Origin of the sequence: Stutzerimonas chloritidismutans AW-1, from assembly GCF_000495915.1 — a bacterium.
Taxonomy (GTDB): domain Bacteria; phylum Pseudomonadota; class Gammaproteobacteria; order Pseudomonadales; family Pseudomonadaceae; genus Stutzerimonas; species Stutzerimonas chloritidismutans.
Genome location: NZ_AOFQ01000072.1, coordinates 13074 through 31909, shown reverse-complemented (window position 1 = coordinate 31909; position 18836 = coordinate 13074). Strand labels below are relative to the sequence as shown.

Sequence of the window (18836 nt, the reverse complement as noted above, 5' to 3'; positions counted from 1 at the left end):
CCGGTGGATCGATGAAGCGTGATCCACCCTACGCCAGCTCGGACCGCACCTGCGTCAGTGCCCGCACTTGCGCCGATGACGCCGACCCTTGCGACGATCCGAATGCTGCATCAGCCGCCCGAACGTGCAGCGAGAATGGTCGACACCTGGTTGGGCTTGCAGTTGAGATACGCCGAGGATTGCAGCCATTGCTGGTCGGGGTACCAGGAGAACATGAACTGGCCGCCCTTGAGGCTATCGACCACCATCCGCGCCACCTCAGGCCGTACCGCCGGGCAGCCCTGGCTGCGGCCGATGCGGCCCTGGGTGGCGATCCAGGAAGGATTCACGTAAGCCGCCGGGTGGATGACGATGGCGCGCTCGCGGGCGCGGTCATTGATTCCCGGCTCCAGCCCGTCCATGCGCAGCGAGTAGCCATGCTTGCCGCTGTAGCTTTCGGCGGTGCGGAAAAGGCCGATGCTGGACTGGTGACTGCCAACCGTATTGGAGAACTGCGTGGCGTGGTTGTCGCCGGACTTCTGGCCATGGGCGACCAGGTCCTCGAGCAACAGCTCCTCCTTTTCCAGATCGAAGATCCACAGCCGTCGCTTGCTGGAGGGCAGCGAGAAATCAATCACCGCCAGACGCTGGGCAGCACTTGCACCGTTGTTGACGGCGCATTGCATGGCCGCGACGGCGTGGGTTAGAACCTCGCGATCGAGCGTGGGCGCCAATCGGGCCAGGCTGTCGACCATCGGCTGATAGGTTGCACCGGCCGCCCAGACAGGCGAAGCGAGAACGAAAAGTCCCGCCGCCAGGCAGGCACGTCGAAGCATGGACATCATCGAGCAAGCAACCTCGTCGGGCCCGGCCTGACGACTTCCTGTCTGGCCGGCGCCGCATACTCGCTGCCGGACACAGCAGCAGCGCAACGAAGCCGGACGGGACGAACGTGCGCCCAATGCCCGGCAGGATATGTTTTTATGGGCCCGAAAGAATGCCGGCAGACACCGGAACGGCGGCCCTACAGGCGCGCAGTCTAGCAGCCACGGGAATGGCCTGGAGCGATAAATTGTTCAAAAAATGTGCATTTCGTCTTGCCGTCTGGCTTTGCCTCGCCCCGCTCGCGGCCTCGGCAGAGCCGCTCGTCGCAACGCCGACGCCGCTCGAAACCGCGCTGACGAACCTGCCAGAGCGCTGCACGGCGATGCCGGACAGGCTGGAACCAGAGGCGCTGCAGCGCCTGTCGGCATTCTATGCAGCCGTGCATCACCAGCCGGTGTGGAATTCCTATGCGACGCTCGACGGCCTGCTGCAGCACCTCGCGCAACTGGCCGATGACGGTCTGGACCCGGCGCAATATCAGCCGGCGCGCATACGCGAGCAGCTCTATCAGTCGTCGACCGCGCCGCTGCATCGCGAATGCGCTGACATCCTCACCAGCCACGCCTATCTGGAAGCGCTGCACCATCTGGCCCGTGGTCGCCTGCGCCAGGCCGATGTCGAGCCGATCTGGCGCAGCCCCGACGCCGCGGAGCGCGACGATAGCCAGCAATTGCTGCAGATCGCCGTGCAGGGCCTTACCGATCTGCCGCAGGCCTTCGAGCGCGCCCGCCCGGCCCTTGCGCTGTACCGCGACTTGCGCGCCGCCTATGCGCGGTTGCGCCTGGCGCCGCTGCCCGCCTGGCGGCCATTGCCGGACGGCACGACGCTGCGACCCGGCATGAGCGATGAACGCGTGCCGCTGCTGCGCGAAATGCTGCTCGCCGGCGCCGCCAGTACGGCGGCGCTGGAGCCGCGCTACGACGACGAACTGGTCGAGGCGGTGCGCCGCTTTCAGACGCGACATGGTCTGGAAACCGACGGCGTGATCGGCGCCGGCACTCTGGCTGCATTGAACGTCAGCCCGGCCAGCCGTCTCGATCAGGTGCGTATCAATCTGGAGCGCCTGCGCTGGATCAGCCGTGACCTTGAGCCGCAATCGCTGCTGGTGGATATCGCCGGCGCACGGCTGATCTATTACCGCGACAGCTGCCCGTTCTGGCAGACGCGCACCCAGGTCGGCCGCCAGGCGCGGCAGACGCCGCCGCTGAAATCACAGATCACCCGACTCACGCTCAACCCCACCTGGACCGTACCTCCGACCATTCTGCAGCAGGACAAGCTGCCGTTGATCCGCGAGGACGCCGGCTACCTCGCGCGTCACGGGATGCGCGTGCTCGATGCCCAGGGCAACGACCTGGACCCGGCCAGCATCGACTGGCATGCACCGCGCAACATCATGCTGCGCCAGGAGGCAGGTCCGGCCAATCCGCTCGGACAGGTGGCGATCCGCTTCGCCAACCCGTTCTCGGTGTACCTGCACGATACGCCGAGCAAGCCGCTGTTCGATCTCAGCGAGCGTGCCCTCAGCTCCGGCTGCGTGCGCGTCGAAGGGGCGCTGCAGCTGGTCGATCTGCTACTCGACGAAGACGAGCGCGAGACTGTCGCCAGACTGCTGCAGACCGGCAAGACCCACGAGTACCGCCTGGCGCGCCGCACGCCGATCCTGATGGCCTACTGGACCGCGGCCGTCGACGACACCGGCCAGCTGCGCTATCGCCCGGACATTTACCAGCGCGATGCCGCGCTCCTCAGGGCGCTGGACGCGGCGCGTTAGCGCAACGCTGACGACCCGGTGCGGGCACCCGCGCGGCGTTCCGTTCGTCGGGAGTTTCGTCGCCTGCTGCCTGAACCAAGCAGGCTCGGCGTAGTCTTTTGCTGACCGCTCGACACACCCGCCGCTGAAGGGTGGTCGACTGACAGACCCGTCTGAATTACTCAGTGCCATGGATAGCCGAGCAGGACACCTTGAACGCCGAACACAGCGCCCTCACAGCGACCTGGAATGAAGCTGAACGGCTGATCGCATTGGCTCGTTATGCCGCGCTCGACGCCTCGTGCGACGCGGAGCTGGATGAGCTTGCCGCCATGGCTGCGGACCTCTGTGCCTGTCCGGCGGCGGCGATTCATTTCATCGATGACCAATACCAGTACTGCAACGGCGCCTTCGCGCTCCAGCGCGAGCCCGTTCCGCTCGCGCGCTCGCTCTGTGCCCGCGCGATCCTGCAATCCGAGCCGCTGATCACCAGGCAAAGCGGCGAGCTCAGCGCGCCCGTGGAAATGCCACGTCTCGCCGCAGGCGAGCCCGCTCGCTTCTATGCCGCGGCGATCCTGCGCGACGACGACGGCCTGCCGCTGGGTACGCTGTGCGTCTGCGACCGCCAGCCACGCGAGCTCTCGCCACATCAGGGTGCGCAACTGCAGGCAGTGGCACGCCAGGTCATGGCGCTGCTGGAACTGCGGCGCTTGCGCGGCGAAGACGCGCGCAGCCGCCAGATCATCGACAGCGCCCAGGACTACGCCATTCTCACCAGCGACCCGCGCGGGTGCATCACCAGCTGGAACAGCGGTGCGCAGCGCATGCTCGGCTGGACTGCCAAAGAGATGATTGGCCAGCCGCTCGCCCGCATCTTCACCGAAGAGGATTGCGCACAACACGCGCCTGAGCAGGAAATGCGCACGGCACGTGAGAAAGGCAGCGCCATCGATGAACGCTGGCACCAGCGCAAGGACGGTTCCCGCTTCTGGGCCAGTGGAGTGCTTACCCCGCTTTTGCACGACGGCAAGCCGCAGGGCTTCGTCAAAATCCTCCGCGATTTGACCGAAGCGCGGCTGCAGCAGAGCTTCGCCCGGGAAATGGAGGAGCGCTACCGCACGCTGGTCGACCTCAGTCCACAGGTGGTCTGGCAATGCGATGCCGATGGCAGCCTGAGCTATTGCAACAGCTACTGGTGCGAATTCACCGGCCTGGACGAGCAGCAATCACGTGGCGACGGCTGGCTTGTCGCGGTCTCCGCGAACGATCGCCAGCGTACGGCCGAACAATGGCAGGCCGCGCTGCAACGCCAACTACCGTTCAAGCTCGAACTGCGCCTGCGCGACATCGATGGCCAGTCGCGCTGGTTCCAGGTCAGCGCTGCACCGATCTACGATGCCGACGGACAATTGCTGCACTGGGTCTGCGTGGCCCAGGACGTCGACAGCCGCCGGCGCTCGGAGATGCAGCGGCTGGAGAGCGAAGCCTTCACCCGCCTGTTGCTGGATTCGGCCAACGAAGGTTTCTACTCCATCGACCGCGGCGGCATGGTCACCCTGTGCAACGATGCCTTCCTCAACCTGCTGGGCTTCGCCAGCCGCGAGGAAGTGCTAGGCCGCCAGCTGCACCATGTGATCCATCACAGCCATCCGGACGGCAGCCCCTACCCGGTGCAGGACTGCCCGATCCAGCACACCGCCACGACCGGCGAACCACGCCACGTCGAGCACGAACTTTTCTTCCGTGTCGACGGCAGCAGCCTGCCGGTGGAATACCGGGTGGCGCCGATCTACCGCGACGGCGAGCTGCAGGGCGCCATCTGCACCTTTAGCGACATCAGTGAGCGCACCCAGCACCAGGCCTTGCAGGCCTTTCTTCTCGAACTGAGCGATTGCCTGCAGGCTTGCAGCGAGCGGGTCGATGTCTGCTGCGTACTCGACGAGCGCCTGGCCCGGCTGACGCACTGTGACTGCATCGCCTGGGGGACCGTGAAGGACGGCACGCTGGCCGTGAAACAGGAATGGCTGGCTGCGGATGCTCCGAGCCGGATAGGGCGTCATGGCCTGGAAGCAGACGCCGCCGGTTTCATCGACCGCCTGCCAGACGAAAACCTGGTCGTGCTCGAGGAAGACACGTCAGGCAGTGACTCGCTGCTGCAACATCTGGCCGCCCGCTCGGTCCTGTTCACCGAGCTGCCAGGTGTCGAGTCCGGCACCCAGCCCGCGCTGCTCATGTTCATCCGCAGCCAACCGCTGCCGTGGAGCCCGGATGACATAGGCCTGGCGCGCGAGGTGCTGGAGCGCATCCGTGCCGCGGCCGAGCGCATGCGGGCCAGCAAGGCCCTGCGCGAAGCCGAGCAGCGCATCAGCCTCGCCAACGAGATCGCCTCGATCGGCGTCTGGGAATACCGCGACAGCCATCATTCGCTGCACTGGGACGCACAACTCAAGGCCATGGCCGGGCTGGCGCCGGATGAGCCGGGGCTGGGTGTGCACGAGATTCTTGCGCGGATCCATCCGGACGACCGCAGCGTGCTGCTCAAGGCGCTGGGCGAGACCCTGGCGGGACGTGGCGACGGCGAATTCCAGCTCGACTACCGCATCTTCGATACCCGCATCGGCGAGTTCGTCTGGCTCGCCAATCGTGGCCGCCGGCTCGTCGATTCCAGCGGCAAGGTGCGCATCCTCGGTACCGCGCGCAACATCACCGCCGAACGCAACGCTGCCGAACGCATGCTGCGCATGAACGAGATGCTCGAAGAGCAGATCAAGGATCGCCAGCAGGCCGAACAGCGTCAGACCGCGCTGATCGAACTGGGCGACCTGCTGCGCGAGCAGCACGACAGCCAGACCATTGCGCATGCCGCGGTGAGCGTGATCGGCCGCACCATCGGTGTTTCCCGCGTGCTGTTCGCCAGTGTCGATGCACCGAGCCAGAGCGCCACCATCGAGCGCTACTGGAGCGACGGCAGTTCGGACAGCAGCAGCGAAGTGGTGCATTTCGCCGATTACGGGGACTTCTTCTACGATCTGCAGGAAAACGAACTGGTCGTGATCGAAGACGTGCTGCACGACGCCCGCACTGCCAGCCATGCGGAGAACTTTGCCGAAAGCCAGATCCGCAGCATCGTCTGCGTCCCGCTGTTCGAGCAGGGCCGCATTTCCGCCGTGATGATGCTGCTCGAAGAACAGCCGCGTGGCTGGCTCGACGACGACATCTCGTTCATCCGCGAAGTCGCCGACCGCGCCTGGACCGCCGATGAGCGCATGCGCGCCGAACGCGCATTGCGGGAGAGCGAAGAGCAGTTCCGCACCCTCGCCGACAACATGAGCCAGTTCGCCTGGATGGCCGACCCCAGCGGCCACATCTACTGGTACAACAAGCGCTGGTACGACTACACCGGCACCACCGACGAAGCCATGCGCGCCCTTGGCTGGCGCACGGTGAACCACCCGGACCACCATGAGCGGGTCAGCGCCTCGATGAAGCGCGCCTTTGCCATCGGCTCGATCTGGGAAGAAACCTTTCCGTTGCGCGGCAAGGACGGCAAGTACCGCTGGTTCCTCTCCCGCGCGCTGCCGATTCGCGACGACTTCGGCCAGGTTACCCACTGGTTCGGCACCAATACTGACGTCACTGCCCAGGTTGCCGCCGAAGAGGCGCTGCGCGAACTCAACGACAGCCTCGAGCGCCGGGTTGCCGAACGTACCCGCGAGCTGGCGGCGATCAACAGCCGGCTGCACATCGAGATGGCCGAGCGCGAGCGCGCCGAAGAAGCGCTGCGCCACGCGCAGAAGATGGAAGCCATCGGGCAACTCACCGGCGGCCTGGCGCACGACTTCAACAACATGCTGACCGGCGTGCTCGGCGCGCTCGACCTGATCCAGCGGCGTGTTGCCGGCGGCAATACCGGCGATCTCGACCGCTACATCGACGCCGCGACCACCTCGGCCAACCGTGCCGCGGCGCTGACCCATCGCCTGCTGGCCTTTGCCCGTCGCCAGTCGCTGGACCCCAAACCGGTCGACGTGAACCTATTGGTGGTGTCGATGGAGGACATGCTGCGTCGCACCATGGGCGAGCACATCCGTCTGGAAGTCGAGCTGCAGGCAGATGCCTGGCTCGCTTACACCGACGGCCACCAACTTGAAAACGCCCTGCTCAACCTGGTGATCAATGCCCGGGATGCCATGCCCGATGGCGGACGCCTCGGGGTGAACACGCGCAATGTACGGATCCAACAGCGCCAGCCGGACGCCCCCGAACCGGGCGACTACGTGGTGCTGAGCGTCACCGACAACGGCTCCGGCATGTCGGCTCAGACCATCGCCAAGGCATTCGATCCATTCTTCACCACCAAACCGATCGGCCAGGGCACCGGCCTAGGCCTGTCGATGGTCTACGGCTTCGCCAAGCAGACCGGTGGTCACGTGCGCATCGACAGCACGCTGGGCGAAGGCACGCAGGTCATCCTCTACCTGCCGCGCAACGAGGCCCAGGACGAGCTACCGCCTGCAGCGTCGCAATCGACGGAGGTGCCCAGCGCGACGAACGGGGAGATCGTGCTGGTGGTGGAGGACGAGGCCGCCGTGCGCATGCTCGTCGTGGAGGTGTTGCAGGAGCTGGGCTACCAGGTGCTGGAAGCGGTCGATGCGAATGGCGCGCTGCCCTACCTGCACGGCGATCAGCGCCTCGATCTGCTGGTCACAGATTTCGGCCTGCCCGGCCTGAACGGACGGCAGCTGGTGGAAAGCGCGCGACAGCACCGCCCCGAACTGAAGGTGCTGTTCATCACCGGCTACGTACCGGACGACGAGATGCGTAACGACTTCCTCGCACCCGGCATGGATATCCTCGCCAAACCGTTCAGCATCGACATCCTCGCCGCTCGCATCCGGCGCCTGATCGACGGGCGCGACTAGCGGCAACCGGAACTCTCCTTCGCCCATCGCACTCTCAGAAGAACGATAGCAAGGAGGTTTCCGCTCATGCGCAAGACACTTTTCGCAGCGTTCACCCTGGCGTTGGTGCCGGTTGGCAGCGCCGTGGCCGATGGCCTGGTCCGCGACATTCTCTCCTCGGGTGCGACCACAGCATCCACCTACATGACCTTCAAGGACGACAAGCTGGTGATACCTCCGCGCGAGGATGCAGGCAGCTTCGTGGCCAGCAACGGCGAGATCCGCGGCCCGTATCTGGAGGCCATGCTGCAGCAGCTGCGCAGCGAGCAGCCGCAGCTGGAAGCCACCGACATGGAGCTGGCCAGCGCGATCCTCGCGGCCGAACAGCTTCAATAGCGGCACGCTGAACCCATTCACGCATTCATTCGAGGTCAGTTCATGAAGAAGAGCGCTTCCGCCGTCTGGCAAGGCGGCCTGAAAGACGGCAAGGGCACCATCAGCACTCAGAGCGGTGCACTGAAGGACAACCCCTACGGCTTCAACACTCGCTTCGAAGACACGCCGGGGACCAATCCGGAAGAGCTGATCGGCGCCGCCCATGCCGGCTGCTTCTCGATGGCCCTGTCGATGATGCTGGGCCAGGCCGGGCTGACCGCCGAACGCATCGACACCCGCGCCGAGGTCACACTCGACAAGGATGGCGAAGGCTTCAGCATCACGGCGATCGATCTCACCCTCAAGGCGCGGATTCCGGGTGCGGATGACGCGCAGTTCCAGCAGATCGCCAATCAGGCGAAGGAAGGCTGCCCGGTGTCCAAGGTACTCAACGCTCGCATCAGCCTGAACGCGACGCTGGAAGGCTGACCGGGCCTCCATCGCGCGAAGCTCGGCGCAAAAAAAACGCCACACCGTTGCCGGTGTGGCGTTTTCGCATTCGGGGTAGCTATCAGCCGCGGATGTTGTAGATGTCCTTCTCGTTCAGCTCGGCGTATTCATACAACCGCTTGAGATAGGCACTCTGTTGCTCCCACACCTTGGCCGCCACCGGATCGGCGTTGGCGGAGGCGTCGACCACTTCAGCCGCCACTTCCTTCAGGCGGGACAGCACTTCGTCCGGCAGGCGGCGTACTTCGACGCCCTGCTCGCGCAGTTGCTCCAGCGCTTCCATGTTCTTGGCGTTGTAGTCATCGAGCATGTCGCCGTTGACGTCACGCGCCGCGGCACGAACGATGGCCTTCAAATCATCCGGCAGGGTTTCCCAGGCCTTGAGATTCACGTCCAGCTCGAAGGTGACGTTCGGCTCCTGCCAGCCCGGGGTGTAGTAGTACTTGGAAGCCTTGTGCAGGCCCAGGGCCAGATCGTTGTACGGGCCGATCCACTCGGTGGCGTCGATCGCGCCGGTCTGCAGGGCGGTGAAGATCTCGCCAGCCGGCATGTTCACCACGGTACCGCCCATCTTGGTCAGCACTTCGCCGCCCAGGCCCGGGGTACGCATCTTCAGACCCTTGAAGTCGTCGACCGAGTTGATTTCCTTGTTGAACCAGCCGGCGGTCTGTACGCCGGTGGCACCACAGGCCATCGGCAGCACGCCGTAGGGCTTGTAGACCTCTTCCCACAGCTGCATGCCGCCGCCACGATGCAGCCAGGCATTCATTTCCTGCGCGTTGGGACCGAATGGCAGGGCGCAGAAGAACTGCGCGGCCGGGACCTTGCCTTTCCAGTAGTAAGGTGCGCCATGACCCATTTCGGCGGTGCCGCGCGATACCGCGTCGAACACTTCCAGCGCCGGGACCAGCTCGCCGGCGGCATAGACCTTGACCTTCAGCCGGCCACCGCTCATTTCGTTGACCAGATTGGCGAAGCGCTCGGCACCGACGCCTACGCCAGGGAAGTTCTTCGGCCAGGAGGTGACCATCTTCCAGTTGAATGTCTGCTGTTCGCTGGCCTGCTTGCTTTCGCCCGCTGCCGGCTTCTCGCTCTTGTCATTGCAGCCAGCCAGAGCGGTTGCCGCCAGGCCTACGCCAGCGGCGGTGAGAATGTCACGACGTTTCATGAGGTTACTCCTTGTTATTTGTTCTTATTGCGCAACGGCAAGGCTACGCTTTTTGCCGGACCGCCTTGCGCCTTTCGTTCCGTTTCGAGTCCCTGAGTCAGGCTGACCGCTGGCTCGTACGGCGAAACCTGCGCCGGAAATGCATCCGCCACTCCGGGCTCGACTAACATTAGAGCCTCCGGCGCCTCAAGCCTAGCGCATAAGCTAAAAGTCGTAGGCCGATTGCTGCAAAGCGCCAGTACTGCAAGAATCGCCCTCTCCCGCCAACCTTGCGTCTCCTAAGAAGGACTACAAATGTCCCAGAGCCCCCCGCCCCTGCTGCGCGTGGCTGGCCTCATCGATGCGTTCAACATGCGCCTCGGCCAGCTCTGTGCCTGGATCACCCTGTTTCTCGTCATCGGTACCGCCGTCGTGGTGGTGCTGCGCTACGGTTTCGGCATCGGCGCCATCGCCCTGCAGGAAGCGGTAATGTACGGCCACGCGCTGGTGTTCATGGGCGCCGCCGCCTGGACCCTGCAGCGCAACGGCCACGTTCGCGTCGACATCTTCTATCAGAAGTTCAGCAGTCGCAGGCAGACCGTCGTCGACGGTCTTGGCCATCTGCTTTTTCTGCTACCGGTCTGCCTGTTCCTCGGCTGGAACAGCTGGGACTACGTCACCAGTTCCTGGGCGACGCACGAAGGCTCCAACGAGTCGGGCGGGCTGAAGTTCGTCTACCTGCAGAAGAGCATCATCCTGCTGCTGGTCGGCAGCCTAGCCCTGCAGGGCCTTTCCGACCTGATCAAGGCCGGCTACCGCCTGGCCGGTCGTTTGCCTGAAGCAGAGCAGGAGGTGAAGCATGGGTGAGATCATGGCCATCCTGCTGTTCATCAGCATCTGCTTCGCCCTGATGTCCGGTTATCCGGTCGCCTTCACCCTTGGCGGCATGGCACTCCTGTTCGCCGGCATCGGCGTGGTCACCGGCTCGTTCGACGTGGGTTATCTGCACGCGTTGCCGAACCGCATCTTCGGCATCATGAACAACCAGACGATGCTGGCGGTACCGCTGTTCGTCTTCATGGGTGTGATGCTGGAGAAATCGCGCGTCGCCGAAGACCTGCTGGAATCGATGTCGCGGCTGTTCGGCACCATGCGTGGCGGCCTGGCGATTTCGGTCTGCGTGGTCGGCGCGCTGCTTGCGGCCAGCACCGGTATCGTCGGCGCCACCGTGGTCACCATGGGCCTGCTGGCACTGCCGACGATGCTGCGTCGCGGCTACGACCCGGCGATCGCTACCGGCACCCTCGCCGCCACCGGCACCCTCGGTCAGATCATTCCACCCTCGATCATCCTGGTCCTGCTCGGCGATGTGATGTCCAGCGCCTTCCAGCAGGCACAGCTGAAGATGGGCATCTTCTCGCCGAAGACCGTGTCGGTCGGCGACCTGTTCGTCGGCGCGCTGATCCCGGGCCTCGTGCTGGTTGGCATGTACATCCTCTACCTCATTGCGGTAGCGATCTTCCAGCCGAAGAAGCTGCCCGCCTTGCCGCAGGAAGAACTGGGGCCTATCGAATGGGGCAAGCTGATCGGTGCGCTGCTGCCTCCGCTGGCGCTGATCACCGCAGTGCTCGGCTCGATTCTCGCCGGTTACGCCACACCGACCGAGGCTGCTGCGATCGGTGCCCTGGGCGCGACCTTGCTGTCGATCGCCAAGGGCCAGCTGAATTTCGCCCAGCTCAAGCAGGTAGCCTTCGGCACCACCGAAATCACCTCGATGGTGTTCCTCATCCTCATCGGTGCGTCGCTGTTCTCCCTGGTGTTCCGCGGCTTTGGCGGTGAAGTGCTGATCGAAGATGCCCTGCATTCGCTGCCTGGCGGTGTGCTCGGCGCGTTCCTGGTGGTGATGCTGGTCATCTTCCTGCTGGGCTTCATTCTCGACTTCATCGAGATCATCTTCGTGGTGGTGCCCATCGTCGGCCCGATCCTGCTGGCCATGGGCCTGGACCCGGTCTGGCTCGGTGTAATGTTCGCCATCAACCTGCAGACCTCGTTCCTCACCCCGCCCTTCGGCTTCTCGCTGTTCTACCTGCGCGGCGTCACGCCCCGCAGCATACCGACCAGCGTGATGTACAAGGGCGTACTGCCGTTCATCGCGATCCAGATCGGCATGCTGGTGGTGGCCTACATGTGGCCTGGCCTGATCACCTGGCTGCCGGAACAGGTCTACGGCCAGTAACTGCAACTGCAACGCCCGTCCCTCGACGGGCGTTGTGCTTCCTACCGCAGCATCCCGCTACAATCGGCTCCCGCCCGAACGCCTGCCCGCCGATGACAGCCTCCCCCTCTCTGCTCGAACGCTTCCAGGCACTCGACCGTTTCCTGAGCGAGCACCAGGCTCTCTGGCGCCCACGCCCATTCGTTTGCCGAAGCCTGCCGTGGGAAAACAACTACCCGGAGCTCGCCGCCTGGCTGCGAGCACGCTCACTGGCCGACGCCGAAGCCGCGCACAACCAGCCAGGCGAACTCGCCGCACCGGCACCTTTCCCGCAGCTGGCTGCGATCGCCTGCGAGCTGAGCCAGATCGACGAACTGCCCGCAAGCGAGCCGCCGGCTGTGACTCATCGCCAGAACCTCGACATACCGGGACGCAAATCGCTGCAGATCCAAGCGTTCGGCGCGCGCCTGCACTTTCGCGAAACGCCGCGGCACTGGCTCGACTGGTGCTCCGGTAAAGGTCATCTCGGCCGGCATCTGGCCAGAAACGGCGCGGCACTGACCTGCCTTGAGTGGGACGAAGCGCTGGTCAACGCCGGCGACCAGCTGAGCGAACGACTCGGCGTCGAGGCGACGCACCGCTGCCAGGATGTGCTGGCTTCCGATGCAGGGGACCAGCTGCACGCCACGCATACGCCAGTCGCCCTGCATGCCTGCGGCGACCTGCATGTTCGCCTGCTGCAACTGGCCGTCGCCAAACAATGCCGCCAGCTTGCGGTGGCACCCTGCTGCTACAACCGCATCACCGATGAGCAGTACATCCCACTGTCACAGGCAGCCGGGGCTTCGTCCTTGCAGCTCACGCGCGATGACCTCGGTTTGCCGTTGAGCGAAACCGTCACCGCGGGCGCACGCGAACGGCGCAACCGCGACCAGTCCATGGCCTGGCGCCTGGGCTTCGACACCCTGCAGCGCCGCCTGCGCCAGCAGGACGAATACCTGCCGACCCCGTCGCTGCCCAGCGCCTGGCTGAAGAAAGACTTCGCCGACTACTGCCGCGACCTCGCCACGCTCAAGCAACTACCCGCGCCCGGTGGCGAGGACTGGCCGGCACTGGAGCGCACAGGCTGGCAGCGCCTGGCCGAAGTTCGCAACCTGGAACTGGTGCGCGGCTTGTTCCGCCGCCCGCTCGAACTCTGGCTGTTGCTCGACCGAGCATTACTGCTGGAAGAACAGGGCTACCGCGTTCGGCTGGGCACCTTCTGCCCCAGCCAACTGACGCCGCGCAACCTGCTGATGCTCGCCGAACTCGACGCGCCCGCGCGGAATGTGACGCGGCCTGAATAAGCGACCGCAAGTCACCGTAATCAAACGGTTTACTCGTCGCGCGCAATGGATATAATGTCGACCCTCAAATGCCGGTATAGCTCAGCTGGTAGAGCAACTGACTTGTAATCAGTAGGTCCCGGGTTCGACTCCTGGTGCCGGCACCATAGAAATCAACGACTTAGGCTCACCGCAAGGTGGGCCTTTTTCGTTTCTGCTCAACACTTTGCTCAACACATACCCGTCGTACCCCTCGTTCGACAAATTGAGGCGCTTCCCTGAGCTATCGTGGCGAAATCCTAAACCTACAAGAATGTGGTCGAATTCCAGCCCAAAAAGCTTTCACAGAACGGCACAGTGTTTCTACACATCACGAGGAGCACCTGCCATGCCACACGAAATCTTCCTGACTAGCGCCGAGCTCTGTCAGCTGCTGCGCTGCAGCAGCACGACCCTCTGGCGTATGCGACAAAACCCCGGTTTTCCGCAACCACGGCACTTTGGGCGGCGCCTTTTGTGGTTGCGCAGGGACGTGGAACACTTCCTCACGCTCGAAGCCTGACGCCCGCCTCGCCCTCTAATCGAGCCACTGCGGTCTAGAGGGCCGTCCCAATCTTTTTTCTATCGAAGCCAGTCATTTATGGCTTTGCGGGCTCCCTTGCGCCCGAAAAATGAGGAATACGGTATGAACGCCTCAGAGAAACAGCCCAAGACACGATCCTGCGCGACTATTAACGTCACCCCGCTGGCCCCGGCAGCTACAAAAATCGCTATTCCAAAAAACGGCTACAGCGTGCACGACACTGAGATCACCTATAACGGACAGCGGTTCTATCCAGGTGTCTGGATGCACTACAGCACCAGGACAGAAGAGGGTGAAGAAACCGCCCGCCACGAATGGCTGTGCGGCCCGTTGCATGTGGACGCGATTACCCGCAACTCAACGTGCAGCGAAGGTTACGGCCGGTTGCTCCGTTTTACTAATTTGGATGGCAAAGAGCTTTCGTGGGCCTTGCCCTCCGAGCTTCTTGCTGGCCGGCCGGAGCGGATCGTTTCTACCCTGTTCAATCGGGGGCTCAAAATCGACCACTCTCAACAACGAGAAATCGTGAGTTACATCGCCAGCCAGCACCCGCAGAGCCGGGTCATCTCCACCGCAACAACGGGTTGGCTCGGCGATAAGCTTTTCGTCACCCCGCTCGAAAGCGTCGGCACGGGTGATGCGATTTTTCAGTCCGAAAGCTCGTCGAATGGTGAGTACGGCAAAGCCGGCACACTAGAAGGCTGGCAGCAGTCCATCAGCGCAATCCTGCCGGGCAATCCACTTTTTCAGTTGGGCATTGGCGCGTCACTTGCGGGCACGCTGCTAGCGCCTCTACGAGTTTACTCAGGGTGCGGCTTTCACCTGCTCTGGGACAGTTCCAACGGAAAAACCACCATCGTGATGTGTGCCGCTTCGGTCTGGGGGCACGGAAACAAATTCATGCGGAAGTGGGCTGCTTCAGGCAGCGGCTTGGAGGGTCTATCTGCTCTGCGAAACGATTGCCTTGTGCCGCTCGACGAGCTGGGACAGGCCAATCCGGCCATCGTGGGCGAGGTGGTATATGCCATCGTGGATGGAGTCGGGAAACAGCGTGCTGAGCCCACCGGCGCTGCACGCAAGATCCGCCGGTGGCTAGCGATATTGCTGTCGAGTGGTGAGATAACGCTCGAAACCAAGATGCGCGAGGCGGGAAAGCCTGTCCGCGCCGGTCAGGAAGTTCGTCTGGTAACGGTTTCGGCAGGGCGAACTTACGGTGCTTGGGACAACCTCCACAATCACCTCAGTGGACAGGCTCTGTCCGATGCACGCCAGAAGGCCAGCGGGGTTCACTATGGCCACGCCGGTCCAGCATTCGTACGGCGACTGATCGAGCATGGCGATACGGAAAAGCTGCCAGACCTGCTGGATACGATCCAGAAGCGCTTTCACCCGACCTCCAGCCAGGCTGCTCGCGTAGCAAGGAATTTTGCGATCCTCGCTCTGGCGCTGGAGCTCGCCACAACCTACGGTTTGCTACCGCTAACCGAGGGCGAAGGGACCAACAGCATGGTGGAGCTCTTTGAAAGCTGGCAGGCCGGGCGTGGGGAAGGTCCCAGCGAGGATCGGCAGATCCTGCGCGCCATCGCCGATTTCATCGACCGCCACGGCGGCAGCCGCTTTCAGTCCACAGCCGTAGGTGCAGAAGCTGTTCGTGACCGCGCGGGCTATTGGGAGCGCACCGCCAGCGGACGCATCTACCTATTCACTCGCGGCGGCCTTCAGGATGCCACCCAAGACTTCGAGCTGACTCGTGTGCTGCGCACACTGGACTCTGTGGGGGCGATCATCAAGAAGGAGCCAGGCAAGCTGCAGCACAGGAAGCGGCTCCCGGACGGCAGCAATCCAGGGCTCTATTGGATTGATCCGGCACGCTTGGAGCATGTTGGCTAGTTGCAGTGTTCTATTTTGGTGGGGGAACGCAGGGAACAGCGGGATCAGCCCGTATTCATGGGGTCTGCGCTTGCTTCCTCCAGCGGGTCGGCACAGGGAACGCCGGGAACATAAGAGAAGGAATTACTCCCTCGGCTCCCTACTGGAAGCCGGCATAGGGAACCGCTACAAGCCCCACCACTCCTGCGCTGTCCCTGTGCTCACTGTGCTCCCTGCTCATAAAGCACATATACCTAAGCCCGTCTCCTTGCAGACAGCCGCATCTTAAAGTCTACACATGAGCCTGCCTTCCAATCGATTCCGACCACCGCCGCCTCTTTGCATGGATGGTGGCCCCAGATGCAGCCTTGGCAGCAATGACCGGAACCGCCCACATGAACGCCGTAGAAATTGAACAAGCCATTGATCCTCGACCTGGCCAGCCAGCCTTTCAGGAGCTGGAAACTCTTCCTACGCTAGCCAGGCGTGCCCTGGCACGGTGCCGGACCTGAACTCCTCCTCTGGCTGGGAAGCTTTTCCCTACCAGGGACAGACTGTACCCCCTACGCCGAAGCCAGCAGGTACTCATACAGGGGGTCCTACTGATGCCGATTGTCGGCCAGAAGCGGCCGGGCAGCAGCGCTCATAACGGCGGCGCGTCGTCACCCCCGAATGCATTTGCAATGCCCGCACACTCGCCGCTCAGCGTTATTCGCGTAAGAAAATCTCGATGCTGCCCTGCTTACGCGGCTCAAAGATGCACCTCGCCGTGTAGCCGATCTCCGTACCAAAAACGTTCTTGGCATCAAAGTTTAAAAGCACCTGGACGTTCCCGGTGGTCTTGGCGGTCGTTGCACTGGTACCAGTGAAACTGTGGAAGTTGACCGAGCTCGGAATGGTCGCGCTCCGTTTCGTCATGTCCCTACACGCAACAATGGCCTCACCTTCGTCCCAAGAGTTTTCTGCCTGTGTACGCACCTCGGCACCGCTCTTAAGGTCAGCCTCGGTCAGGTAGATCCGGTTCTCGTTGGCGCAGTCAATGAAGAACTTGAGTGATCGCAGCGTGCTTTCGTCGCTGAGCTGGACATTCTCGACGTAGTCGCATTTGCCGCTGTCAATCACGCGCTCAGCCGCTGTGCGGCGGAAGTTTTTAATCTCCGTTAGCCGGCTTCGATATTTGGCCGTGAGCTTCGGATACTGTGCCGAAGTGTACTCGTCGATCGCGTAGTCTCGGATGCGAGCGGTGTAGTTCTCCTGGCGCTTCCGCTCGGCCTTGGCAGCGGCCTCCTTGGTTTCGAAGAATTCCTTTTTCAGTTCGTATTCACCCTTGAGCGCGACCAGATCAGAATCAGAAACCGCGCTGTACTTGTCCAGGATCGCTTTCGCGTCCGAAAATCGCTCTTCTTGGATAGCCCGACTTAGGTTTTCGAGGACCTCTAAGCGCTTCGCCGCGAACTCATTGGCGGCTTGAGCCTCTACCGCCAGCCTTTTCTGTTCGGTATCCACGCGACGCTGCTCGGCAACTCTCTGCTGCTCAATCGCCCGCTGCTTTTGCTGTTCGGCAAGGAGGGCCTGGCTCTCGTCGTAGACCGCCTGGGCATGCTGGAAGTAGGAGATGTTGGCCAGTAACACGATGCCCAGAATCGCCCAAATTCCGAGATTGTATCGGTCGTACCACGGTGCTTTCTGTACCATTTTCTGGTGTGTCAGCGGGTTGAACACCAAGCCGGCAACCAGCATCAGCAAGCCCCCCAGCCAGCCTTGGTGGATGGCGGTGTAGACCGCGACGGCGACGAACACTATCGAGAAAAGCCAGCGGGCCGGGATCAACAACTTTTCAGCCTCGCCGGCCGGCTGGATCGCGCCGGCTGCATACTCTTCGACTGGGAACTGACGGGGGAACACATCGCCGTCCAACAGTTGGAGAAGCATGGTCGTGGCGAATTGGTGGAAGACAGCCTGATCGGCCCGGGTTCTGATGAAACCCTCGACCTTCGGGCGGACGACCATAGTGATGAACTTGTCGAGCTCAGCTTTCCACTTCGAGTCGTCGACGACCTGATATCCCTTATCTTCGACCAGCAAAACCGACTTGTCTTTCAGCTCAACGTAATGCGTTTCAACGGCGGCCATCACCGCCTTGCCGTAGGCGATCGCCTTTTTCTTGGTCTGCATCGCAGCCAGTTGCTCACGGGTCAGCCAGAAAAGGTAAGCACCCAGCGCCAGCAGCACCAGAACGAGATAGAGCTTGGGACTCATGCTGAACTCCTTTTCAGAGCATCTGTTTGTGGTTCCTTTGCACACACACCATAGCATTCTGCCAGCAGCGGAAGCTCGCCTGCATTAGTAGTTGTCGTTACATATCCGAGAAAGCGTGGGGCTGTGGGAAAAGGCAAAAGGGGCCAGATTTACTTTCCTAACCTTAACGCCCGCTCTTGGCCGGATAGCGCCCTTCCACCGCCGGCACCATGCGGCAGGCATTTTTCTGAGTTCGGATCTCATTGATGTGCTGCCAATTGCGACTGGACGATATTCCGTAGTCCATCAGGTTACCGCCTCTAAGTTGTAGACGAGCTCACCAGCAGTTTGCGGCGGTGCGACAGGTCACGAATGATCAGTAATTGCGGGGGAACAACACAGAGGGCAGCGCGCAGACGAAATCGCTGCGACACAACGTACTAGGTATAAGGGACAATTGCGGCAAGGTGATTACCACGTTGCGACTCCGTCCGGCGCAGAAGCCCCAGATATCAGAAGGCTTTGTTGTAGAACAATGAGTAGGATTCGATTCCGTCGTTCGGCTGTTTGATGCCGGCATTGGAATAATGGATGGCGCGTATGCCGACCTTTTGCTCGTGCGGCAGCTTCAGGCCGGCGCCGATGCGGTCTTCGAAGTTGAACGAGGACCCCAATTGCTGCTCGCCGACATCGGTCTTGGAGAAGAATGCCACGCCAATCCCGGCTTCGAAGAAGGGCGTGTATTTGAAGCCGCTGAACTCATAGACGAACACCGGGGCGAAGGACAGCGAGTGCGCACCGCTGTAGTCGTCACCGCCCTCCCAGTAGGTATAGGCGGCGTCCCAATAGCCGGTTAGCTGGCCGGTACCGCTGTTCAGCCAGGTCTTGTCCCAGTCGAACGCCAGGCCGGCGCGCCGGAAAACTCGGCGGCGCCAGCGGTGGCTGTGCCGGTCAGAAGTGCGATTGCCAACGGCAGTGCGAAGCGGATTTTCATGCTTTTTCTCCTCTGGCTTCCAAAACAATCAAACGGTGTCATAGCGGCCGGCGTAACGCCGA

Annotated in this window: 13 protein-coding genes and 1 tRNA gene; 10 read left to right on the top strand and 4 right to left on the bottom strand. The window is 62.7% G+C overall.

Going from position 1 to position 18836, the window contains the following annotated elements:
- Positions 1-110: 110 nt before the first annotated feature.
- Positions 111-824: a murein L,D-transpeptidase catalytic domain family protein gene (locus F753_RS47155; RefSeq protein ID WP_023447036.1), complete on the bottom strand. Its 714-nt coding sequence runs from the start codon at positions 822-824 to the stop codon at positions 111-113.
- A 227-nt stretch (positions 825-1051) separates the two neighbouring features.
- Here F753_RS47155 and F753_RS47150 point away from each other — a divergent pair, with 227 nt between their 5' ends.
- The 4 genes from F753_RS47150 (at position 1052) to F753_RS47135 (ending at position 8382) form a co-directional block, all read left to right on the top strand.
- The gene (locus F753_RS47150) at positions 1052-2638 is read left to right on the top strand and encodes a L,D-transpeptidase family protein (RefSeq protein WP_023447035.1); all 1587 of its coding nucleotides are present in this window, start codon (positions 1052-1054) and stop codon (positions 2636-2638) included.
- A 191-nt stretch (positions 2639-2829) separates the two neighbouring features.
- Positions 2830-7539, top strand: a complete 4710-nt coding sequence (locus F753_RS47145) for a PAS domain S-box protein (RefSeq protein ID WP_023447034.1) — start codon at positions 2830-2832, stop codon at positions 7537-7539.
- A gap of 66 nt (positions 7540-7605) precedes the next feature.
- Positions 7606-7914, top strand: coding sequence for a DUF2388 domain-containing protein (locus F753_RS47140; protein WP_023447033.1), 309 nt, complete (start codon positions 7606-7608; stop codon positions 7912-7914).
- Between the two features lie 42 nt (positions 7915-7956).
- A complete protein-coding gene (locus F753_RS47135) occupies positions 7957-8382 on the top strand; it encodes an OsmC family protein (protein ID WP_014821989.1) in 426 nt (141 codons plus the stop codon).
- An 82-nt stretch (positions 8383-8464) separates the two neighbouring features.
- Here F753_RS47135 and F753_RS47130 read toward each other — a convergent pair whose 3' ends face one another.
- Positions 8465-9571, bottom strand: coding sequence for a TRAP transporter substrate-binding protein (locus F753_RS47130; RefSeq protein WP_014821990.1), 1107 nt, complete (start codon positions 9569-9571; stop codon positions 8465-8467).
- Between the two features lie 294 nt (positions 9572-9865).
- Between F753_RS47130 and F753_RS47125 the strand changes: the two genes are divergently transcribed.
- The 6 genes from F753_RS47125 to F753_RS47105 all read left to right on the top strand — a co-directional run bounded on the left by F753_RS47125 (position 9866) and on the right by F753_RS47105 (position 15563).
- Positions 9866-10417: a TRAP transporter small permease subunit gene (locus F753_RS47125; protein ID WP_023447031.1), complete on the top strand. Its 552-nt coding sequence runs from the start codon at positions 9866-9868 to the stop codon at positions 10415-10417.
- The gene (locus F753_RS47120) at positions 10410-11786 is read left to right on the top strand and encodes a TRAP transporter large permease (RefSeq protein ID WP_023447030.1); all 1377 of its coding nucleotides are present in this window, start codon (positions 10410-10412) and stop codon (positions 11784-11786) included. Before F753_RS47125 ends, F753_RS47120 begins: the two co-directional genes overlap by 8 nt.
- Positions 11787-11878: 92 nt before the next feature.
- On the top strand, positions 11879-13111 hold the full coding sequence (locus F753_RS47115; RefSeq protein WP_023447029.1) for a methyltransferase: 1233 nt from the start codon (positions 11879-11881) through the stop codon (positions 13109-13111).
- Between the two features lie 70 nt (positions 13112-13181).
- Positions 13182-13257: transfer RNA gene (locus F753_RS47110), tRNA-Thr, on the top strand.
- Between the two features lie 146 nt (positions 13258-13403).
- Positions 13404-13652, top strand: coding sequence for a helix-turn-helix transcriptional regulator (locus tag F753_RS50350; protein WP_135265889.1), 249 nt, complete (start codon positions 13404-13406; stop codon positions 13650-13652).
- A 123-nt stretch (positions 13653-13775) separates the two neighbouring features.
- Positions 13776-15563 carry a DUF927 domain-containing protein gene (locus F753_RS47105; RefSeq protein WP_023447028.1) on the top strand — a complete coding sequence of 596 codons (1788 nt, stop codon included), beginning with the start codon at positions 13776-13778 and terminating at the stop codon, positions 15561-15563.
- 687 nt (positions 15564-16250) lie between these two features.
- Here F753_RS47105 and F753_RS49650 read toward each other — a convergent pair.
- Together F753_RS49650 and F753_RS47100 are read right to left on the bottom strand one after the other, a co-directional pair.
- A complete protein-coding gene (locus tag F753_RS49650; RefSeq protein WP_023447027.1) occupies positions 16251-17801 on the bottom strand; it encodes a cell envelope integrity TolA family protein in 1551 nt (516 codons plus the stop codon).
- Positions 17802-18292: 491 nt separating this feature from the next.
- Positions 18293-18802, bottom strand: a complete 510-nt coding sequence (locus F753_RS47100; RefSeq protein WP_023447025.1) for an acyloxyacyl hydrolase — start codon at positions 18800-18802, stop codon at positions 18293-18295.
- Between the last annotated feature and the right edge of the window lie 34 nt (positions 18803-18836).